Annotated in this window: 11 protein-coding genes, 7 tRNA genes and 2 pseudogenes; 18 read left to right on the forward strand and 2 right to left on the reverse strand. The window is 44.1% G+C overall.

What is annotated here, in order from left to right; genetic code table 11:
* Positions 1-183: 183 nt before the first annotated feature.
* From G573_RS0103470 to lplA, 16 genes and pseudogenes are all read left to right on the forward strand, one after another.
* Positions 184-257 (forward strand) — tRNA-Met (locus G573_RS0103470).
* A gap of 6 nt (positions 258-263) precedes the next feature.
* Positions 264-336, forward strand: a tRNA-Phe gene (locus G573_RS0103475).
* Between the two features lie 15 nt (positions 337-351).
* Positions 352-432 (forward strand) — tRNA-Tyr (locus tag G573_RS0103480).
* A gap of 6 nt (positions 433-438) precedes the next feature.
* A tRNA-Trp gene (locus G573_RS0103485) sits at positions 439-509 on the forward strand.
* Between the two features lie 14 nt (positions 510-523).
* Positions 524-596: transfer RNA gene (locus G573_RS0103490), tRNA-His, on the forward strand.
* Between the two features lie 8 nt (positions 597-604).
* Positions 605-676 (forward strand) — tRNA-Gln (locus G573_RS0103495).
* 15 nt (positions 677-691) lie between these two features.
* Positions 692-775 (forward strand) — tRNA-Leu (locus G573_RS0103500).
* A 236-nt stretch (positions 776-1011) separates the two neighbouring features.
* Positions 1012-5406: a PolC-type DNA polymerase III gene (locus G573_RS0103505; RefSeq protein ID WP_027975410.1), complete on the forward strand. Its 4395-nt coding sequence runs from the start codon at positions 1012-1014 to the stop codon at positions 5404-5406.
* 179 nt (positions 5407-5585) lie between these two features.
* On the forward strand, positions 5586-6014 hold the full coding sequence (locus G573_RS0103510; RefSeq protein WP_027975411.1) for a MarR family winged helix-turn-helix transcriptional regulator: 429 nt from the start codon (positions 5586-5588) through the stop codon (positions 6012-6014).
* Positions 6015-6092: 78 nt separating this feature from the next.
* On the forward strand, positions 6093-6647 hold the full coding sequence (locus G573_RS0103515; protein ID WP_027975412.1) for an NADPH-dependent FMN reductase: 555 nt from the start codon (positions 6093-6095) through the stop codon (positions 6645-6647).
* 292 nt (positions 6648-6939) lie between these two features.
* The gene (locus G573_RS0103520) at positions 6940-7908 is read left to right on the forward strand and encodes a thiamine pyrophosphate-dependent dehydrogenase E1 component subunit alpha (protein WP_027975413.1); all 969 of its coding nucleotides are present in this window, start codon (positions 6940-6942) and stop codon (positions 7906-7908) included.
* Between the two features lie 121 nt (positions 7909-8029).
* Complete coding sequence (locus tag G573_RS0103525) at positions 8030-9031, forward strand: alpha-ketoacid dehydrogenase subunit beta (protein WP_027975414.1); 1002 nt, start codon at positions 8030-8032, stop codon at positions 9029-9031.
* A gap of 248 nt (positions 9032-9279) precedes the next feature.
* A pseudogene (locus G573_RS11765) lies at positions 9280-9529 on the forward strand (biotin/lipoyl-containing protein); the annotation flags it as partial.
* Between the two features lie 101 nt (positions 9530-9630).
* Positions 9631-10647, forward strand: a pseudogene (locus G573_RS0103530) (dihydrolipoamide acetyltransferase); the annotation flags it as partial.
* 68 nt (positions 10648-10715) lie between these two features.
* A complete protein-coding gene (gene lpdA / locus G573_RS0103535) occupies positions 10716-12455 on the forward strand; it encodes a dihydrolipoyl dehydrogenase (RefSeq protein WP_027975416.1) in 1740 nt (579 codons plus the stop codon).
* Positions 12456-12543: 88 nt separating this feature from the next.
* Entirely contained in the window at positions 12544-13533 is a 990-nt protein-coding gene (lplA, locus tag G573_RS0103540; protein ID WP_027975417.1) for a lipoate--protein ligase, read from the forward strand.
* A gap of 133 nt (positions 13534-13666) precedes the next feature.
* Here the strand turns inward: lplA and def are convergent, their stop codons facing one another.
* Both def and G573_RS0103550 read right to left on the reverse strand, forming a co-directional pair.
* The gene (gene def / locus G573_RS0103545) at positions 13667-14281 is read right to left on the reverse strand and encodes a peptide deformylase (protein WP_027975418.1); all 615 of its coding nucleotides are present in this window, start codon (positions 14279-14281) and stop codon (positions 13667-13669) included.
* A 73-nt stretch (positions 14282-14354) separates the two neighbouring features.
* Complete coding sequence (locus G573_RS0103550; protein WP_027975419.1) at positions 14355-15002, reverse strand: cyclic nucleotide-binding domain-containing protein; 648 nt, start codon at positions 15000-15002, stop codon at positions 14355-14357.
* A 96-nt stretch (positions 15003-15098) separates the two neighbouring features.
* Between G573_RS0103550 and G573_RS0103555 the strand changes: the two genes are divergently transcribed.
* Positions 15099-16274 carry an MFS transporter gene (locus G573_RS0103555; RefSeq protein ID WP_027975420.1) on the forward strand — a complete coding sequence of 392 codons (1176 nt, stop codon included), beginning with the start codon at positions 15099-15101 and terminating at the stop codon, positions 16272-16274.
* A 379-nt stretch (positions 16275-16653) separates the two neighbouring features.
* The gene (gene adhE, locus G573_RS0103560) at positions 16654-19323 is read left to right on the forward strand and encodes a bifunctional acetaldehyde-CoA/alcohol dehydrogenase (RefSeq protein ID WP_027975421.1); all 2670 of its coding nucleotides are present in this window, start codon (positions 16654-16656) and stop codon (positions 19321-19323) included.
* Positions 19324-19437: the final 114 nt, after the last annotated feature.

Raw genomic sequence — 19437 nt, forward strand, 5'->3', positions numbered from 1 at the left:
GGAACGGTCTTGAAAACCGTCAGGCGTGTAAAAGCGTGCGTGGGTTCGAATCCCACATCCTCCTTAAGTCATGAAGACGTTAAGAAAATCCGTATAAAAGTAGGGAACTGACGCAGCGTGGTTAGCACGCAAGGAAGTTTATCTTTTTTACTAGGATTTTAGTCTGAATACTGTTATTATTGTCGCGGGATGGAGCAGTTAGGTAGCTCGTCGGGCTCATAACCCGAAGGTCGTAGGTTCAAATCCTGCTCCCGCAATAGGAAGGCTCGGTAGCTCAGTTGGTAGAGCAATGGATTGAAGCTCCATGTGTCGGCGGTTCGATTCCGTCCCGCGCCATAGTATATAATTTTAGGAAGGGTAGCGAAGAGGCTAAACGCGGCGGACTGTAAATCCGCTCCTTCGGGTTCGGGGGTTCGAATCCCTCCCCTTCCATACCTTACGGGCATAGTTTAAAGGTAGAACTAAGGTCTCCAAAACCTTCAGTGTGGGTTCAATTCCTACTGCCCGTGTTAATAATATTTTGGCGGGTGTGGTGAAGTGGTTAACACACCAGATTGTGGCTCTGGCATGCGTGGGTTCGATCCCCATCACTCGCCTTTATTATTGGGGTATAGCCAAGCGGTAAGGCAAGGGACTTTGACTCCCTCATGCGCTGGTTCGAATCCAGCTACCCCAGTTTGTAATTATACTAGCCGGCGTGGCGGAATTGGCAGACGCGCTGGACTCAAAATCCAGTGTCCTCACGGACGTGCCGGTTCGACCCCGGCCGCCGGTATAGTTTAGAGTCTTCAAACAGTGGTTTGAAGACTTTTTTATCATATTTATAATGAAATGCTTTGATTTTACTGATAAGTGCTGCCACAATTTGAGAGAATTAGTTAATAATGCAGGATTAATTGTTTGCATACGAATAGCTGCTTGTTTCATTGGCTGCACTGGAAGTTTTGACTTTTGTCTCGTCAATAGTTTTGAATTATGATAGAATAGAACTAGTAATTGTGAGGAATTGATATGTCAGAAATGTTTAAAAAACTGATGGATCAGATTGAAATGCCGCTTGAAATGAAAACTTCAAGGGCTTTTTCGTCTGCCGATATTGTGGAAGTGAAGGTTTGGCCTGAGAGCCGTGTTTGGGATTTTCGCTTTTCGTTTGACGCCGTTTTGCCGATTGATCTTTATCGGGAATTATCCAGCCGTCTTGTTTCTAGTTTTGAAAAAGCTGATATTAAGGCTGTTTTTGACATTGAGGTGAGTCACCCTAACTTTTCTGATGAACTCTTGCAGGCTTATTATCAAGAAGCTTTTGAGCTGCCTTCTTGCAACAGTGCCAGTTTTAAGAGTTCTTTTTCTCATTTAAAAGTTTCTTATGATGGGAATAAGGTTCTGATTGCAGCACCGCAATTTGTTAATAATGATCATTTCCGCCAAAATCATCTGCCTAAATTGGAACAGCAGTTCGAGCGCTTCGGCTTTGGGCAGCTGACTTTTGATATTGTTTCTGATCAGGCAATGACTCAGGACCTCAAGACGCATTTTGAGGCTTCCCGTGAGCAGCAGATTCAAAAGGCCAGCCAAGAAGCCTTACAGGTTCAGAAATCTTTGGAAGCGTCGATGCCGCCTGCTGAAGAGGCTCCTAAACCTGCTTATGATTTTAAAGAACGTATCAAAGAGCGGCAAAGGGCCTTTGACAAGGCGGATATTACGCCCATGGTTGAAATTGAAACAGAAGAAAATCGCATTACCTTTGAAGGCGTAGTTTTTGATGTTGAGCGCAAGACAACAAGGACTGGCCGTCACATTATCAATTTTAAAATGACCGATTATACTTCCAGTTTTCCTATGCAAAAATGGGTGAAAGATGATGAAGAACTTAAAAAATATGACATGATTACCAAGGGGTCTTGGCTGCGGGTACGGGGGAATATTGAAAATAACCCCTTTACAAAGGCGCTGACTATGAATGTGCAGAATGTTAAGACCATTGTCCACCAAGAGCGAAAAGACTTGATGCCTGAGGGAGAAAAACGTGTTGAATTTCATGCTCATACGAATATGTCCACGATGGATGCCCTGCCAACTGTTGAGCAATTGGTTGCCAAAGCGGCTCAGTTTGGACATCCGGCGGTAGCGATTACTGACCATGCGAATGTGCAGAGCTTCCCTCATGGATATCATGCCGGTAAAAAGAATGGCATCAAAGTCTTGTTTGGCTTGGAGGCAAATCTTGTCGAAGACCGCGTGCCTATCACCTATAATGAAATTGATCTGGACATGAACGAGGCGACCTATGTTGTTTTTGACGTGGAAACAACAGGCCTCTCAGCCGTCAATAACGATTTGATTCAAATTGCTGCATCTAAGATGTATAAGGGAAATATTGTTGAGCAGTTTGATGAATTTATTGACCCGGGCTACCCCCTCAGCCAGTTCACGACTGACTTAACAGGGATTACGGATCAGCATGTTAAAGGGGCAAAACCGCTTCTGCAGGTTTTGCAAGAATTTCAGGCCTTTTGCCAAGATACGGTTTTGGTGGCTCACAATGCAACTTTTGACGTTGGCTTTATGAATGCGAATTATGAGCGAAACGGCTTGCCGACAATCACACAGCCGGTTATTGATACCTTAGAATTTGCCCGCAATCTCTATCCTGAATACAAGCGCCATGGTCTAGGGCCTTTGACGAAACGTTTTCAGGTATCTTTGGAGCATCACCATATGGCCAATTATGATGCGGAAGCAACGGGCCGCCTGCTTTTCATCTTTCTTCGGGAAGCTAAAGAAAAGCACGATGTTACTAATCTTTTAGATTTGAATACCAAAATTGTTGATGACGATTCTTATAAGAAAGCCCGAGTTAAGCATGCGACCATTTATGTGCTCAATCAAAAGGGGCTGAAAAATCTGTTTAAACTGGTCAGTCTGTCCAATGTTACTTATTTTGCCGGTGTAGCCAGAATACCAAGAACAGTACTTGATGAGTACCGCGAGGGTCTTTTATTGGGGACAGCCTGCTCAGACGGTGAAGTTTTTGATGCCGTCTTATCAAATGGGATTGATGCGGCTGTTGAAGTGGCTAAATACTATGATTTTATTGAAGTTATGCCGCCTGCCCTCTATGAGCCTCTTTTGGCTCGCGAATTGGTTAAAGATAAAGCGGGGCTTGAGCAGATTATCAAGGACTTGATCGAAGTTGGAAGACGCTTGGATAAGCCGGTTCTGGCAACAGGTGATGTTCATTATTTGGAGCCGGAAGATGGGATTTATCGTGAGATTATCGTCAGAAGTCTGGGACAGGGAGCCATGATTAACCGCCCCATTGGCCGCGGGGAAGCTGCCCAGCCGGCTCCTTTGCCTGAAGCGCATTTCCGGACAACCAATGAAATGCTGGATGATTTTGCCTTTTTAGGAGAAGAACTGGCACGCGAGATTGTGATCAAAAATCCCAATGCTATGGCAGATCGCTTTGAGGATGTTGAGGTTGTCAAGGGAGATCTCTATACCCCCTTTATTGAAAATGCCGAAGAAAAGGTTGCTGAGATGACCTATGAAAAGGCCTTTGAAATCTATGGCAATCCTCTGCCCGACATTATTGATCTGCGCATTGAAAAGGAACTGACGTCGATTTTGGGGAACGGCTTTGCGGTGATCTACCTAGCTTCGCAGATGTTGGTAGAACGCTCTAATCAACGCGGTTATTTGGTTGGCTCGCGCGGTTCTGTCGGCTCCAGTTTTGTAGCGACCATGATTGGGATTACAGAAGTTAATCCTATGCCGCCTCATTATATTTGCCCTAATTGCAAGCATTCCGAATTTATTACCGACGGTTCTGTCGGTTCCGGCTACGACCTGCCTGATAAAAATTGTCCTGAGTGCGGCCATAGCTATCAAAAAGATGGTCAGGATATTCCTTTTGAAACCTTCTTAGGCTTTGATGGGGATAAGGTTCCCGATATCGATCTGAACTTCTCAGGCGATGATCAGCCGAGTGCTCACTTGGATGTCCGCGATATTTTTGGAGAAGAATATGCCTTTCGTGCGGGAACTGTAGGTACTGTTGCTGACAGAACAGCCTACGGTTTTGTTAAGGGTTATGAGCGGGATTACGGCAAATTTTACCGCGATGCTGAAGTTGACCGTCTGGCACAAGGATCAGCCGGTGTGAAACGGACAACCGGCCAGCATCCGGGGGGGATTGTTGTTATTCCCAATTACATGGATGTCTATGATTTTACGCCTGTTCAGTATCCGGCTGATGATTTGACGGCCGAATGGCAGACGACCCACTTTAACTTCCACGATATTGATGAAAATGTCCTTAAACTTGATGTTCTCGGCCATGATGATCCGACCATGATTAGGAAATTGCAGGATTTGTCCGGGATTAATCCTAAGGATATCCCGGCTGATGATCCTGATGTCATGAAACTTTTTTCAGGGACAGAAGTTCTAGGAGTTACTGAGGAACAAATCGGAACACCGACAGGGATGCTGGGGATTCCTGAGTTTGGGACTAATTTTGTCCGCGGCATGGTTGATGAAACCCACCCGACGACGTTTGCGGAGCTTCTGCAGCTCTCGGGGCTCTCTCACGGAACAGATGTCTGGCTGGGGAATGCTCAGGATCTGATTAAGCAGGGGATTGCTACTTTGTCAACGGTTATCGGCTGTCGTGACGATATTATGGTTTATTTGATGCATGCGGGTCTGGAGCCGAAGATGGCCTTTACCATTATGGAGCGCGTGCGTAAGGGAGCCTGGCTGAAAATTTCTGAGGAAGAGCGCAACGGCTATATCGCAGCTATGCGTGAAAATAATGTCCCTGACTGGTACATTGAATCCTGCGGAAAGATTAAGTACATGTTCCCCAAGGCCCATGCAGCAGCTTATGTTTTGATGGCTCTGCGTGTTGCTTATTTCAAGGTTCACTATCCTATTTACTACTACTGTGCTTATTTCTCCATTCGTGCTAAAGCCTTTGAACTCAAAACAATGAGTGCCGGTCTTAATGCTGTTAAGGCACGCATGGCTGATATTAGCCAGAAAAGGCGCAACAATGAGGCTTCCAATGTTGAAATTGATCTTTTTACGACTCTGGAAATTGTCAATGAGATGCTGGAGCGCGGCTTTAAATTTGGCCAGCTGGATTTGTACCGAAGCGAAGCTACGGAATTTCTTATTGACGGGGATACGTTAATACCGCCTTTTGTAGCTTTGGAAGGCTTGGGCGAAAACGTCGCTAGGCAGATTGTTAAGGCACGCAGTGAAGGAGAGTTCCTTTCCAAAACCGAACTGCGCAAACGCGGCGGTCTGTCTTCTACCCTGGTTGAGAAGATGAGTGATATGGGAATTCTTGGCAATATGCCGGAAGATAATCAATTATCACTTTTTGATGATATTTTCTAATATTTTATAAAACCGGAATATTTTTTTTCCGGTTTTTTTGCTATGGACAGCTGAATTCTATGAACAAGGTGTTTTCTGAGAGGATAAAAGAGAGAGTGAGTAAAAGCAGGAGATCTTTCTTGCTAATAACACTAACTAGTAGTAAAATAAAAGGTGATACAGACCATAGGAGGAGTTGTATGGGGAATTTAGATAAGAATCCCGCAGTCAAGGCCATGGTTGTTTTTCGAAAAGCCATGCGAACAATTGATGCCCAAGTTGCTCCCAGCTATAAGGACAACGGCCTGACACCGACACAGTTTGCGGTTTTAGATGTTCTGTATGCCAAGGGAGAGATGACTATCAGCCGCTTGATTTCTTCTATATTGGCAACATCCGGAAATATGACGGTCGTCATTAAAAATATGGAGCGCAATGGCTGGATTTATCGAAAGCCCGATCCAAAAGACAAGCGTGCCTGGGTTGTTGGCTTGACCGAGGCTGGCAGGCAGCTGATTCAAAAAGCTTTGCCTGAACATATTGCTCTGGTCGAAAGATCCTTTTCGGTCATGACTAAAGAAGAGCAGCTGCTTCTGATTGATCTGCTGAAGAAATTTAAAAATCTTTAAGAAAAAGCAATTATTATACAGGGCAGGGCTGGCTCATTATTACTATTTAGTGATAAATTTAACTTTTAAGGAGATTTTATGACAAAGAAAATTCTATTCATTGTTGGTTCATTTAGCACAGGATCATTTAATCGGCAATTAGCGAAGAAAGCGGAAGAAATAATAGGGGACAGAGCTCATGTTTCTTACTTGGATTATGAGCGTGTTCCCTTGTTTAATCAGGATTTAGAGGTACCGGTGCATCCTGAGGTGGTCCATACCCGCGAGGAAATCCAAGAAGCGGATGCCATCTGGATTTTTTCACCGGTGTATAACTACGCCATCCCGGGAGTGGTCAAAAATTTACTCGACTGGCTGTCGCGTGCTCTTGATTTGTCAGACCCAACGGGTCCGTCTGTTCTTCAGGATAAATTGGTGACTGTTTCATCGGTAGCTAATGGTATATCAGCAGAAGAAGTCTTTAAAGATTACCGTTCTTTGCTGCCTTTTATCCGTATGAAGCTGGTTGATCAGCTGACAGGTGTGCCTATCAATCCGGAAGCTTGGGGAACAGGAATTCTGGAAGTTTCGCAGGAAAAATTAGCGGAGCTGTCTGATCAAGCGGATGCCTTGCTGTCTGCCTGCGATAACTAGGATAATTCACATCAGCAAATTTTCAAAAGAAGCTGAGACTTTGTGCTAATCCTGCAAAAGGGTGCTCGCAGATGTCTCGGCTTTTTAACTATGAAAGCAGCGATCTGTTTCTTGGCAAATCAAAAAAATGCTTAGGAACAGCGTCTTAAAAGTCTTTGAGAAAAGTTTGTGAAATAAATAATTAAGAACACAAGAAAACCATTGTTATAGGCTTAGAAAGCGGTTAAAATTCTTGCAGATTGTGAAAATTTAGTCTATGATAGAAGAGTAAGAAAGAATTTTGGAGGTTATTATGGTAACTTTGTCTAAAGAGCAATATTTGGATATGTTTCTAAAAATGCAGCGCATTCGCGATGTTGATATGAAACTCAATAAACTTGTACGCCGTGGTTTTGTACAAGGGATGACTCACTTCTCGGTCGGAGAAGAAGCTGCTTCAGTTGGCGCTATTGCTGATTTGACAGATCAGGATATTATCTTTTCCAACCACCGCGGACATGGTCAGACGATTGCTAAAGGAATTGATATTCCTGCACTCTTTGCAGAGCTGGCCGGCAAGGCAACTGGCTCTTCTAAGGGCCGCGGAGGTTCCATGCACTTAGCCAATCTTGAAAAGGGCAATTACGGAACTAATGGGATTGTTGGCGGCGGCTATGCTCTGGCAGCTGGTGCTGCTTTAACGCAGCAATATGAAGGAACAGGCAATATTGTCATTGCTTTTTCAGGTGACTCTGCGACAAATGAAGGATCCTTTCATGAGTCTGTCAATTTGGCTGCGGTCTGGAATCTGCCGGTTATTTTCTTTATTATCAACAACCGTTACGGTATCTCGACAGATATTAATTATTCAACTAAAATTCCTCACCTTTACATGCGTGCAGATGCTTATGGAATTCCGGGCTATTATGTTGAAGACGGTAACGATGTCATCGCTGTTTATGAAAAGATGCACGAAGTTATTGACTATGTTCGCTCCGGCAATGGCCCTGCTATCGTCGAAGTTGAGTCTTACCGCTGGTTTGGCCACTCAACAGCTGATGCCGGTGCCTACCGTACCAAAGAAGAAGTAGATGCTTGGAAGGCTAAGGATCCTCTGAAAAAATACCGTACTTATTTGACAGACAATAAAATTGCTACCGATGAAGAACTTGATGCCATTGAGGCAGAGGTTGCTCAGGAAATTGAAGAGGCCGTCAAGTTTGCTCAAGACAGCCCGGAACCAGAACTCTCAGTAGCTTTTGAAGATGTCTGGGTAGATTAAGCTATTTTGTCAAAAAACAGTCTGAGAACTGTAACAGTTAATAGGCAGAGCAGTATTTTTGCTCCTGCTCTGCGGTTCGAAAAAAGAGCAGTTTACTTTTTTGATAGAGGAGAGAATTTAAATGACTGAAACAAAAGTAGTAGCTTTGCGTGAAGCGATTAATCTTGCCATGAGCGAGGAGATGCGCAAAGATGATAAGGTTTTCCTGATGGGAGAAGATGTCGGTGTTTACGGCGGGGACTTTGGTACTTCTGTTGGTATGCTGGCTGAGTTTGGAGAAAAACGTGTTAAAGATACCCCGATTTCAGAAGCTGCGATTGCAGGCTCTGCGATTGGTGCTGCCCAGACAGGTCTTCGTCCGATTGTGGATTTAACGTTCATGGATTTTATCACGATTGCTATGGATGCCATTGTCAATCAAGGGGCTAAGGCTAACTATATGTTTGGCGGCGGTCTGAAAACACCGGTAACTTTCCGCGTGGCTTCAGGCTCAGGAATTGGCTCGGCAGCTCAGCACTCACAGTCTCTTGAAGCTTGGCTGACGCATATTCCAGGCATCAAGGTGGTTGCACCGGGGACTGTAAATGAGTCCAAGGCGCTTTTGAAATCATCTATTCAAGATAACAATATCGTTATTTTCATGGAGCCCAAGGCGCTTTATGGTAAAAAAGAAGAAGTCAATTTGGATCCTGATTTCTATATTCCGCTTGGCAAGGGTGATATTAAGCGTGAAGGAAGCGATGTTACCATTGTATCTTACGGCCGGATGCTGGAGCGCGTGCTGCAGGCAGCAGATGAGGTTGCAGCAGAAGGCATCAGCGTTGAAGTAGTTGATCCTAGAACTTTAATTCCGCTTGATAAAGACTTGATTATTAATTCTGTTAAAAAGACCGGAAAAGTTATTTTGGTTAATGATGCTTATAAGACAGGCGGCTTTACCGGTGAGATTGCGACTGTGATTACCGAAAGCGAAGCCTTTGATTATCTGGACGCACCAATTGTTCGTCTGGCTTCAGAAGATGTACCGGTTCCGTATTCTAATGTTCTTGAAAATGCGATTTTACCGAATGTAGAAAAAATTAAAACAGCTATTTACAAGCAGGTTCGTAAGGGCAAAGGCTGATTATAAAATAAATGCCGGAGAAGAGTAAGTTCAATTGACTGCCTTATTCTTGTCATAAATGCCTAAATCTGTTTGACTGCTGGGGTAGTTCAGCTATCAACCAGCTATAGTTTAAAAAACTGCAGCAATGTTTAATTTGGATAGAACAGTATACGTTTTGGAAATTGCGCAGTCTATATATGAAAACAATAAAATAAGAATTGGAACAGTTCTGTTCTAATCTTGATTTTATAAAGGAAGGGAAAGAAATGGCAGTTGAAATCATTATGCCAAAGCTCGGTGTTGACATGCAGGAAGGCGAAATCATCGAGTGGAAAAAACAAGAAGGGGATGAGGTCAAGGAAGGCGATATCTTGCTTGAAATCATGTCTGATAAGACAAATATGGAAATCGAAGCCGAAGATTCGGGTGTACTGCTGAAAATTGTCAAGGGTGATGGCGCAGTCGTTCCGGTAACAGAAGTCATCGGTTACATCGGTGCAGCTGGTGAAGTGGTTGATGTTAAGGAGGCAGCGGCTCAGCCGGTTTCGTCTCAAACGGCAGAACAAGCTGCAGATAAGCCGGCTTTAAGCCGACCGGCTGCTTCTCAAAGCGCTACAAAAGTGCGGGCCACTCCCGCAGCGCGCAGAGCTGCGCGTGAGCTGAAAGTTGATCTCAGTCAAGTTTCAGGCACAGGTGCAAATGGCCGAGTTCATGAAGACGATGTTGAAGACTTTAAGGCTGCCCAGCCTAAGGCAACACCGCTGGCTCGTAAAATAGCTGAAGACAAGGGAATAGACCTTGCTGACATAACAGCGACCGGCTTTGGCGGGAAGATCGTCAAGGAAGATGTTCTGGCCGTTCTTGAAAGCAGTCAGCCAGCCCAAGAGAAGACTGAGGTTCCTGCGGCTCCTGCAGCGGCTGAGCTGCCGGAAGGTGTTGAAATTATTAAGATGTCAGCCATGCGCAAAGCAGTTGCTAAAAGTATGGTTAACTCTTATCTGACAGCGCCAACCTTTACCCTCAATTATGATATTGACATGACAGAAATGATGGCTCTGCGGAAAAAACTGATTGAGCCCATCATGGAAAAAACCGGTTTGAAAGTCAGCTTCACTGATCTTATCGGTCTGGCCGTGGTTAAAACGCTGATGAAACCTGAACATCGCTATCTCAATGCTTCTTTGATCAATGATGCGACAGAAATTGAACTGCACAAATTTGTCAATCTGGGTATTGCAGTCGGTCTTGATGAGGGACTTCTTGTGCCGGTTGTTCACGGGGCTGATCAGATGAGCCTGTCAGACTTCGTTGTGGCATCAAAGGATATCATCAAAAAAGCACAGACTGGTAAACTAAAAGCGGCTGAAATGTCCGGTTCAACATTCTCAATCACAAACTTAGGAATGTTTGGCACCAAGACCTTCAATCCGATTATCAATCAGCCGAACTCAGCCATTCTGGGTGTTGGTGCAACGGTTCCAACGCCGACAGTTGTTGACGGTGAAATTGCTGTGCGGCCGATTATGGCTATGTGCTTGACTATTGACCACCGCCTTGTTGATGGCATGAACGGGGCTAAGTTCATGGTTGATCTTAAAAAATTGATGGAAAATCCATTTGAGCTGCTTATCTAATAGTTGTAAAATGGTAAGTACAAACAGGTAAACGATCTTATTATTATAGAGTTTAAAAGGAGAAAAAAATGGCAGTTGAAATCATTATGCCAAAGCTCGGTGTTGACATGCAGGAAGGCGAAATCATCGAGTGGAAAAAACAAGAAGGGGATGAGGTCAAGGAAGGCGATATCTTGCTTGAAATCATGTCTGATAAGACAAATATGGAAATCGAAGCCGAAGATTCGGGAGTGCTGCTGAAAATTGTCAAGGGTGATGGCGAAGTCGTTCCGGTAACAGAAGTCATCGGCTACATCGGTGCAGCCGGTGAAGTGGTTGAAACAAGTACAGCTCCGGCAGCTTCTGCCGATGATCTAAAGGCAGCCGGCCTTGAAGTTCCTGAGGCACCGGCCGAACAAGCAGTTGCTCAAAGGGCACCGCTGGCTGATGATGAGTATGATATTATTGTTGTCGGAGGCGGTCCTGCCGGTTATTACGCTGCTATTCGCGGTGCACAGCTGGGAGGCAAGGTGGCCATCGTCGAAAAATCAGAATTTGGCGGCGTTTGCCTGAATAAGGGCTGTATTCCAACTAAGACTTATCTGAAGAATGCTGAAATTCTTGATGGTATTAAGATTGCAGCCGGCCGCGGTATCAATTTTGCCTCAACCAACTATACTATCGATATGGATAAGACTGTGGATTTCAAAAACTCAGTTGTTAAAACCCTGACCAGCGGAGTCAATGGTTTGCTGAAAGCCAATAAAGTTGCTATTTTTAATGGTCTTGGACAGGTTAATCCTGATAAAACCGTGACAATTGGTTCTGAAACAATCAAGGGTCATAACATTATTTTAGCGACCGGTTCTAAGGTGTCGCGTATTAATATTCCAGGTATTGATTCACCGCTTGTTTTGACCTCAGATGATATTCTTGATTTGCGTGAAATTCCTAAGTCTCTGGCTGTTATGGGCGGCGGTGTTGTCGGTATTGAGCTTGGACTTGTCTGGGCATCGTATGGTGTTGAAGTCACTGTTATTGAAATGGCTGACCGCATTATTCCTGCCATGGATAAGGAAGTTTCTCTTGAGCTGCAAAAAATCTTGGCTAAGAAGGGCATGACGATTAAAACGTCGGTCGGTGTGGAAGAAATTGTTGAAGCCAATAACCAACTGACTTTGAAGCTCAATAACGGTGAAGAAGTTGTGGCTGAAAAGGCGCTGCTGTCAATCGGACGTGTGCCGCAAATGAAAGGGCTTGAAAAGCTTGACCTTGAAATGGAACGCGGCCGCATTAAAGTTGACGAATATCAAGAAACGTCTATTCCTGGAATCTATGCTCCCGGAGATGTTAACGGTACTAAGATGCTGGCCCATGCTGCTTACCGCATGGGAGAAGTAGCTGCTGAAAATGCCCTGCACGGCAACACTCGCAAGGCCAATCTTGCCTTTACACCGGCGGCAGTTTATACCCATCCTGAGGTAGCTATGTGCGGTATTACCGAAGAAGATGCGCGGGCTAAATATGGTGATGTGCTGATTGGGAAATCAAGCTTTGCAGGTAACGGCCGTGCCATTGCATCAAACGAAGCTCAAGGTTTTGTTAAGGTCATTGCCGATGCCAAGTACCATGAAATTCTTGGTGTTCACATCATTGGCCCGGCTGCAGCAGAATTGATTAACGAAGCATCAACCATCATGGAAAATGAGCTGACAGTTGATGAAGTGGTTCAATCTATCCACGGTCATCCAACCTTCTCAGAAAACATGTACGAAGCATTTGCCGATGTTTTGGGCGAAGCCGTTCACAATCCGCCAAGACGCCGCTGATTATTGAGAAATTTAGATTATATGTGATGGGGATAGATAAAATAATTTTATGCAGCTATCCCCTTTTTAATAATTTTTGGGAGAAACAATGAAGTATATTGTCAGTCATTCAAATAACCCAGCTTTTAATATTGCTTTAGAAGCCTATGCTTTTAGGGAAATGCTGGATGAAGATGAAATTTTTATTCTTTGGATTAATGAGCCGACAATTGTTATCGGCAAACACCAGAATGCTATCGAAGAGATTAATAAGGAGTACACTGATGCTCACGGTATTCATGTCGTTCGCCGTTTATCGGGCGGCGGAGCTGTCTACCATGACCTTAACAATCTCAATTATACGATTATTTCAAATAAGGCAGATGAGGGAGCTTTTGATTTCAAGACTTTCTCAAAGCCTGTTATTGATACTCTGGCTAAATTAGGAGTCAAAGCTGAATTTACCGGCCGCAATGACCTCGAAATTGACGGGAAAAAATTCTGCGGCAATGCTCAGGCTTATTACAAAGGGCGAATGATGCATCACGGCTGCCTGATGTTTGATGTGGATACGTCTGTTTTAGCAGATGCACTTAAAGTAAGCAAGGACAAGATTGAATCCAAAGGCATCAAATCCGTCCGAGCTCGGGTGACAAATATTAATGATGAGCTGCCTCAGAAAATGGACGTGCTGGCCTTTCGTGATGCCCTTCTGGAACAAGTTAAAGAAGAAAATCCGGATATGACAGAGTACGAATTTTCAGAAGCTGAGCTGGAGCGCATCAGGCAATCTGAAAAAGAGCAGTTTGGCAACTGGGATTGGATTTACGGAGCAGCGCCGGAATATACGATTAAGCGCAGCGTCCGCTATCCTGCCGGTAAAATTACTACCTATGCTAACGTTGAGAAATCCTTGATTAAGTCTATCAAAATTTATGGTGATTTCTTTGGGATTGGTGATGTATCAGATATTGAGAAGCTCCTAGTCGGCAGCCGCTATGAATATAAGGATGTCTTGGAGAGACTCAAAACCATTGATACCAGTAATTATTTCAGCCGCATGACAACAGAAGAAGTCGCAAAAGCGATTGTGGCTTGATTGAGCCTTTTTGACAGAGGCCTGTCTATCTCAATAGCTCACGTTTAGCCTCTTGATATATCTAATCAGAATAAAAAAGGAGCGAAACAAATCAATGTTTCGCTCCTTTTTAAATTGGACGATTTTTGCCGATTTAGTCAATAAGCAGCAGATTTTCCTTGACTTCAAAAGGATTCTTTTCGTTGATACGATCATAGAACATGATACCGTTGGTGTGGTCAATTTCATGCTGCACGACAATGGAGTTGAAGCCTTTGAGCTTCACTTTCTTTTTGTTGCCGTCTTTATCGTAATATTCAATTGTAACACGGGAATGGCGAATTACATAGCCTTCGACGACACGGTCAACTGACAAGCAGCCTTCGCCATCAGCCAGAGCAGCATCCTGAACAGAATGGGCGATGATCCGAGGGTTATACATCACTTCTTCTAAGGCATAGGCTTCTTTGGGAGGATTTCCGTCCTCATCTTCAGGGTTGGGAACGAGAACTGCGATAATGCGCTTTGAAATATCCAGCTGGGGCGCAGCCAGACCGACACCGCCGCGCAGCCCCATTTTTTCAGCAGTTGCAGGATCTTGTGAGTTTTTCAGAAACTGCAGCATTTTTTCACCCAGAATAATGTCCTCATCGGCTAAAGGGAAAGTGACATCCTGAGCAACAGCGCGAAGAGTTGGATTGCCTTCGCGGATAATATCATCCATGTCAATCAAATGACTGGCTCGAGTAAGTTTTTCTATAATAGACATTCTTTTCTCCTTGTTCTTACAATAAATTTAATATAGCACAAAATAAGGGATAAATAAAGTTAGAAGAATCCCCTTATTCCTTGATCTGCCACCGGCTCAGCTGCTTAGCATCAATAATGTGATAATAAGGTTTTTGCTTGCGGATTAATCCTAGAGCAATGAACTCTCGAATAACCCGGAGCAAGTGACGGTAGCTGACACCGAATGAATCTGCCAGAGTACTCAATTCCAAGCGAAACCTGCCGTCTTTTTGAACAGCTAAGATATGGCTGGCCAGACGCTCCTTAACGGTATAAGAAAGGTTGGTTGAAGCACGGATATTCTGCTGATAGAGAGCCTGAGCCAGACCCTGTCCCAATTTCAAAAGAAAAAGCGGATCTTTAAGTAGCGTGTCCTTATTAGCTTCAAGCGGCAGCTGAATGACCCAGGACTGCTCAAGGGCAATAACAGAAGACACGGTCTGCTGATCTGTTAAAAATTCAATATCGCCGATAATGGTGGGCTTATCCTGAATGTCTAAGATATGCTCTTTGCCGTTAAAGAGACGGCGGACAATTTTGATTTTTCCCTGAACAAAATAGGACAGTGCCTGCAAGTCTTGGCCCTGCTGGCAGATGCTTTGTCCGGCAGAAAACGATTTGACCTGCAGTTTTTCAAAATAATAGGCAGGAAAAATATTTTCCAGCTGGAATTCTTGAATCCAATCGGCTAAGGCTTTCATGGCTTTGTTCTCCCTATTTATGACATATGTCATATTTTTCTTTGCTAAGTTTGATTATACTCTATTTACAAGAAAAAACAAGTTTAAGGAGTTTTCATGAAACACTTTTTGGAAAAGGCCAGCCTTTTATCATTATCCTTAATGCTGGTGTCGACTTTTGCGGTCGCCCCTGCTCTTCCTAAGATGGTGGCCTTTTATCAGGAACGAGGCTACAGCAGTGCCCAAGTCGAGCTGCTTTTATCCGTATCATCTTTTGCTATCTTAGCAACTCTGCTGCTAAACCCTTGGCTGGGCCGTCTGCTGTCAGAGCGTTTGAGTGTTATTTTAGGCTTGTCGCTTCTTTCTCTGGGAGGTATTTTACCGGTTTTTGTTCAGGTTTATGGAGTCGTCTTTCTGTCCCGTCTGCTTTTGGGATTTGGAATCGGCTTGATCAATGCGCGTGCCATTAATATTATCAGTGAACGGTTCTCGGGGAAAACGCGCGTGCAAATGCTGGGACTCAGAGGTTCCATGGAAGTTTTAGGATCAGCAGTTCTGACCTTTTTAGCTGGTCAGCTGCTGGGGTATTCGTGGTCAGCTGCCTTTTTGGTTTATGGTTTTGGCCTGCTCATTTTAGCTTTATATCTCTTGTTTGTTCCGCAGAGAGAGGAAAAGAAGGAAACAACAGTCGTCAGGAAAGATCACAAGGACAGTTTGACACCGCGTCAGCTGCTCTACATTTTAGGAATGGCTCTCTATGCAAGCTTTGTCATTCTGGTAAATTCAGCCAATACCTTACGCATTCCCATTTTAGTGGATAAACTGCAGTTAGGAACAGCCGGTCAAGCCAGCCTTATTTTAAGCCTAATGATGCTGATGGGAATTTTGGCAGGGACACTGTTTAGTTTTTTGCTTAGCTGGCTTAAAGATTACTTGATGCCCTTGGTTCTTTTAGTTTTAGGGTCAGGTCTCTTGCTGCTTTGGCAGGCTCAGCAGTTATGGCTTTTAGGGCTGGGAGCCTTGATTACCGGCTTTGTCTATAGTTTAGGCGTGACCCTGGTTTTTCATAAGGTTTCAGAGCGTATCCCGCGCCATCAGCTGACTGCAGCGACAACACTGGTGCTGATTGGCTGCAATCTCGGCGGCGGCTGTGCTTCTGTTGTCCTGCAGCTCTTGGCACAAATTGATCCGCATTTGAATGCTGCCTTTTTAATCTTTGCTGTTGCCAGTTTTGTTTTAGGTTCTATCCTGCTGGTACAGACAAAAGCTTGGTCTAAAGGTTCCAGACACTGATTCTGGAGCTTTTTATTAAGCGGTAAAATAGCATCTGTAAAACTTTTTAAAAAATTTGAGAAAAAATTCACAAAAATACTTGACCTTTTCCCCAAATAGGTTTATTATAGTTGGTGAAGAATATCACAAATAGCACGACGACTAAAAACAGTTCAATGCTTGGCTGATGATTTTGCTGTATGGCTGCTTGTTCGGCCAATTTCAATTTGGGAGCCTTTCATTTAAAAGTGCACAGCAGGTGTATTTTAATTGAAAATGAAAGCGCTAAACTAACAAAGCCTGAGCAGCATATCAGCAGCCGAGTATTGATACTGATTTAATCTACTGCGATTCTTCTGGAAACAACTCTATGAACTACCTTATGTAGGAGGATTTTTTAATGGCAAAAGCAACTAAAACTGCAGAACTCAGTGCTGAAGAATTGGCGCAACAGTACACGGGGGAACTTGTAGACAAGGCCGTAGAAGCTGAACGCGTTTACGCAACCTATTCCCAAGAACAAGTTGATAAAATTGTCGCAGCTATGGCGCTTGCCGGTTCGGAAGCCGCTCTTGAATTGGCGAAGGAAGCGCACGAAGAAACAGGCCGTGGTGTTATCGAAGATAAAGATACCAAGAACCACTTTGCGACAGAATATGTTTACGAACGTATTAAAAATGAAAAAACGGTTGGCATTATTGGTGAAGATAAAGTAGCCGGCAGCATCCAAATTGCAGCACCTCTTGGTGTTTTGGCTGGTATCGTGCCAACAACCAATCCAACATCAACAACCATGTTCAAAATTTTGGTTGCTTTGAAGACACGCAATGCAATCGTCTTTGCTTTCCACCCTGCGGCTCAAAAATGTTCTGCTCATGCGGCTAAAATCTTGTATGACGCAGCGGTAGCAGCTGGTGCTCCTAAGGACATTGTGCAATGGATTGAGACACCATCAATTGCCAATACCAATGCTTTGATTTCAAACAAGAAGATTGCTTCAATCTTGGCAACCGGCGGACCTGGTATGGTTAATGCCGCTCTTAAATCAGGTAACCCATCCATGGGTGTTGGTGCCGGTAACGGTGCGGTTTATGTTGATGCAACTGCCCACCTTGACCGTGCGGTTGAAGACCTTCTTTTGTCAAAACGTTTTGACAATGGTATGATTTGTGCGACTGAAAACTCAGCAGTCATTGAAGCACCAATTTACAAAGAATGGCTTGCTAAAATGCAGGAAAAAGGTGCTTACTTAGTACCTAAGAAAGACTATAAGAAAATTGAAGATTTCGTCTTCAATGACAACCACGGTGTTAACGGACCGGTTGCCGGTATGTCAGCTGCCTGGATTTGTGAACAAGCTGGTGTGAAATTGCCGGAAGGCAAAGATGTGCTTTTGTTTGAATTGGACAAGAAAAACATCGGCGAAAAACTATCTTCAGAAAAACTTTCTCCGCTCCTTTCAGTTTACAAAGCCAAAGACCGTCAAGACGGTATCGAAATTGTTGCTGCTTTGCTTGATTACCAAGGTGCTGGTCACAACTGTGCTATCCAAATTGGTTCACAAGCTGATCCGTTCGTTGCAGAATTTGGGGATGCACTTAACTCATCTCGTATCTTGGTTAACCAACCAGACTCAGTCGGTGGTATTGGTGATGTGTATACAGATGCATTGCAAGCCAGCTTAACACTTGGAACAGGATCATGGGGGAAAAATTCATTGTCACACAATCTATCTACTGGCGACCTCTTGAACGTGAAAACTGTTGCGAAACGCCGCAACCGTCCTCAATGGATTCGTTTGCCAGAAAAAACTTACTACGAAAAGAACGCTATTTCTTACCTGCAAGATGCCTATGAACCAATGACACGCGCCCTCATCGTTGCTGACCCAGGTATGGTTCAATTTGGCTTCGTTGATACGGTTTATGCACAATTAGCACTTCGTGATGAAAAAGTGGTGACATCACTTTACGGCACTATCAAACCAGATCCAACGCTTGGTCAAACCATTGAAATTGCTAAACAAATGCGTGACTTCAAGCCTGATACCGTTATTGCTATCGGTGGTGGTTCCGCTATTGATGCCTCTAAGATTGCCCGCTTGATCTACGAAGTGTCTCTTGACCGCGAAGAAGGCTGGCTTGATGCTTACGAAAATGTCAGTGAATTCTTCCTTGAATTGCAACAAAAATTCATTGATATCCGTAAACGTATCGTGAAATTCAAACACCAAACAGCAACTCGTCTCTTCTGTATTCCAACAACATCAGGTACAGGTGCAGAAGTAACGCCGTTCGCCGTTATCACGGATGACTTCACACACGTGAAATACCCGCTTGCTGACTATGAATTAACACCGCAAGTTGCTATCGTTGACCCAGAGTTTGTTATGACTGTGCCAAAACGTACAGCAGCTTGGTCAGGTCTTGATGCTTTATCACACGCCCTTGAATCTTATGTATCTGTTATGGCATCTGACTTCACACGTCCATGGTCACTTGAAGCCATCAAGTTGATTATCGAAAACTTGGAAGATGCTTACAACTATGATCCTAAGAATCCAACGCTTCGCGGTGAACAAGCCAAAGAAAACATGCACTATGCTTCAACGCTTGCTGGTATGGCCTTCGGTAATGCCTTCCTCGGAATTAACCACTCACTGGCTCACAAGACTGGTGGTGAATTCGGACTTCCGCACGGTCTTGCTATCTCAATCGCTATGCAGCACGTTATCCGTTACAATGGCGTAGCAGGAAATGTCAAACGTTCTGTTTACCCACGTTATGAAGAATACCGTGCACAGCGTGACTACGCTGATATCGCTCGCGCTCTTGGTCTGAAAGGCAAAGATGATGCAGAACTTGTCGAAGCACTCTGCGCACGCATTGATAAATTGATGCACGCAGTAGGCGTTGAGCCAAAACTCTCAGCAAACGGTGTCACTAAGAAAGCCTTTGAGGCAGCTGTTGACCGCTTGGCAAGCTTGGCATACGATGATCAATGTACACCGGCTAACCCACGTCAGCCATACATTGCAGAACTCAAACAACTCTTGATTGATATGTTCTAATCAATTTTGATACCTCTAATTTAATCCCGGCCAACCTGTACTAATGTATGGGTTGGCTGTTTTTTCTTGGAAATCATGAAAGATGTTTGACTTGATGTGGTGAATTTGCTAGAA

Source organism: Streptococcus devriesei DSM 19639 (genome assembly GCF_000423725.1).
GTDB classification, from domain to species: domain Bacteria; phylum Bacillota; class Bacilli; order Lactobacillales; family Streptococcaceae; genus Streptococcus; species Streptococcus devriesei.

Coding starts and splice junctions, on each gene's coding strand:
- G573_RS0103510 (WP_027975411.1), top strand. CDS start 5,586: ATGGGGAATTTAGATAAGAATCCCGCAGTCAAGGCCATGGTTGTTTTT.
- G573_RS0103505 (WP_027975410.1), top strand. CDS start 1,012: ATGTCAGAAATGTTTAAAAAACTGATGGATCAGATTGAAATGCCGCTT.
- G573_RS0103520 (WP_027975413.1), top strand. CDS start 6,940: ATGGTAACTTTGTCTAAAGAGCAATATTTGGATATGTTTCTAAAAATG.
- G573_RS0103555 (WP_027975420.1), top strand. CDS start 15,099: ATGAAACACTTTTTGGAAAAGGCCAGCCTTTTATCATTATCCTTAATG.
- G573_RS0103515 (WP_027975412.1), top strand. CDS start 6,093: ATGACAAAGAAAATTCTATTCATTGTTGGTTCATTTAGCACAGGATCA.
- adhE (WP_027975421.1), top strand. CDS start 16,654: ATGGCAAAAGCAACTAAAACTGCAGAACTCAGTGCTGAAGAATTGGCG.
- def (WP_027975418.1), bottom strand. CDS start 14,281: ATGTCTATTATAGAAAAACTTACTCGAGCCAGTCATTTGATTGACATG.
- lplA (WP_027975417.1), top strand. CDS start 12,544: ATGAAGTATATTGTCAGTCATTCAAATAACCCAGCTTTTAATATTGCT.
- G573_RS0103525 (WP_027975414.1), top strand. CDS start 8,030: ATGACTGAAACAAAAGTAGTAGCTTTGCGTGAAGCGATTAATCTTGCC.
- lpdA (WP_027975416.1), top strand. CDS start 10,716: ATGGCAGTTGAAATCATTATGCCAAAGCTCGGTGTTGACATGCAGGAA.
- G573_RS0103550 (WP_027975419.1), bottom strand. CDS start 15,002: ATGAAAGCCTTAGCCGATTGGATTCAAGAATTCCAGCTGGAAAATATT.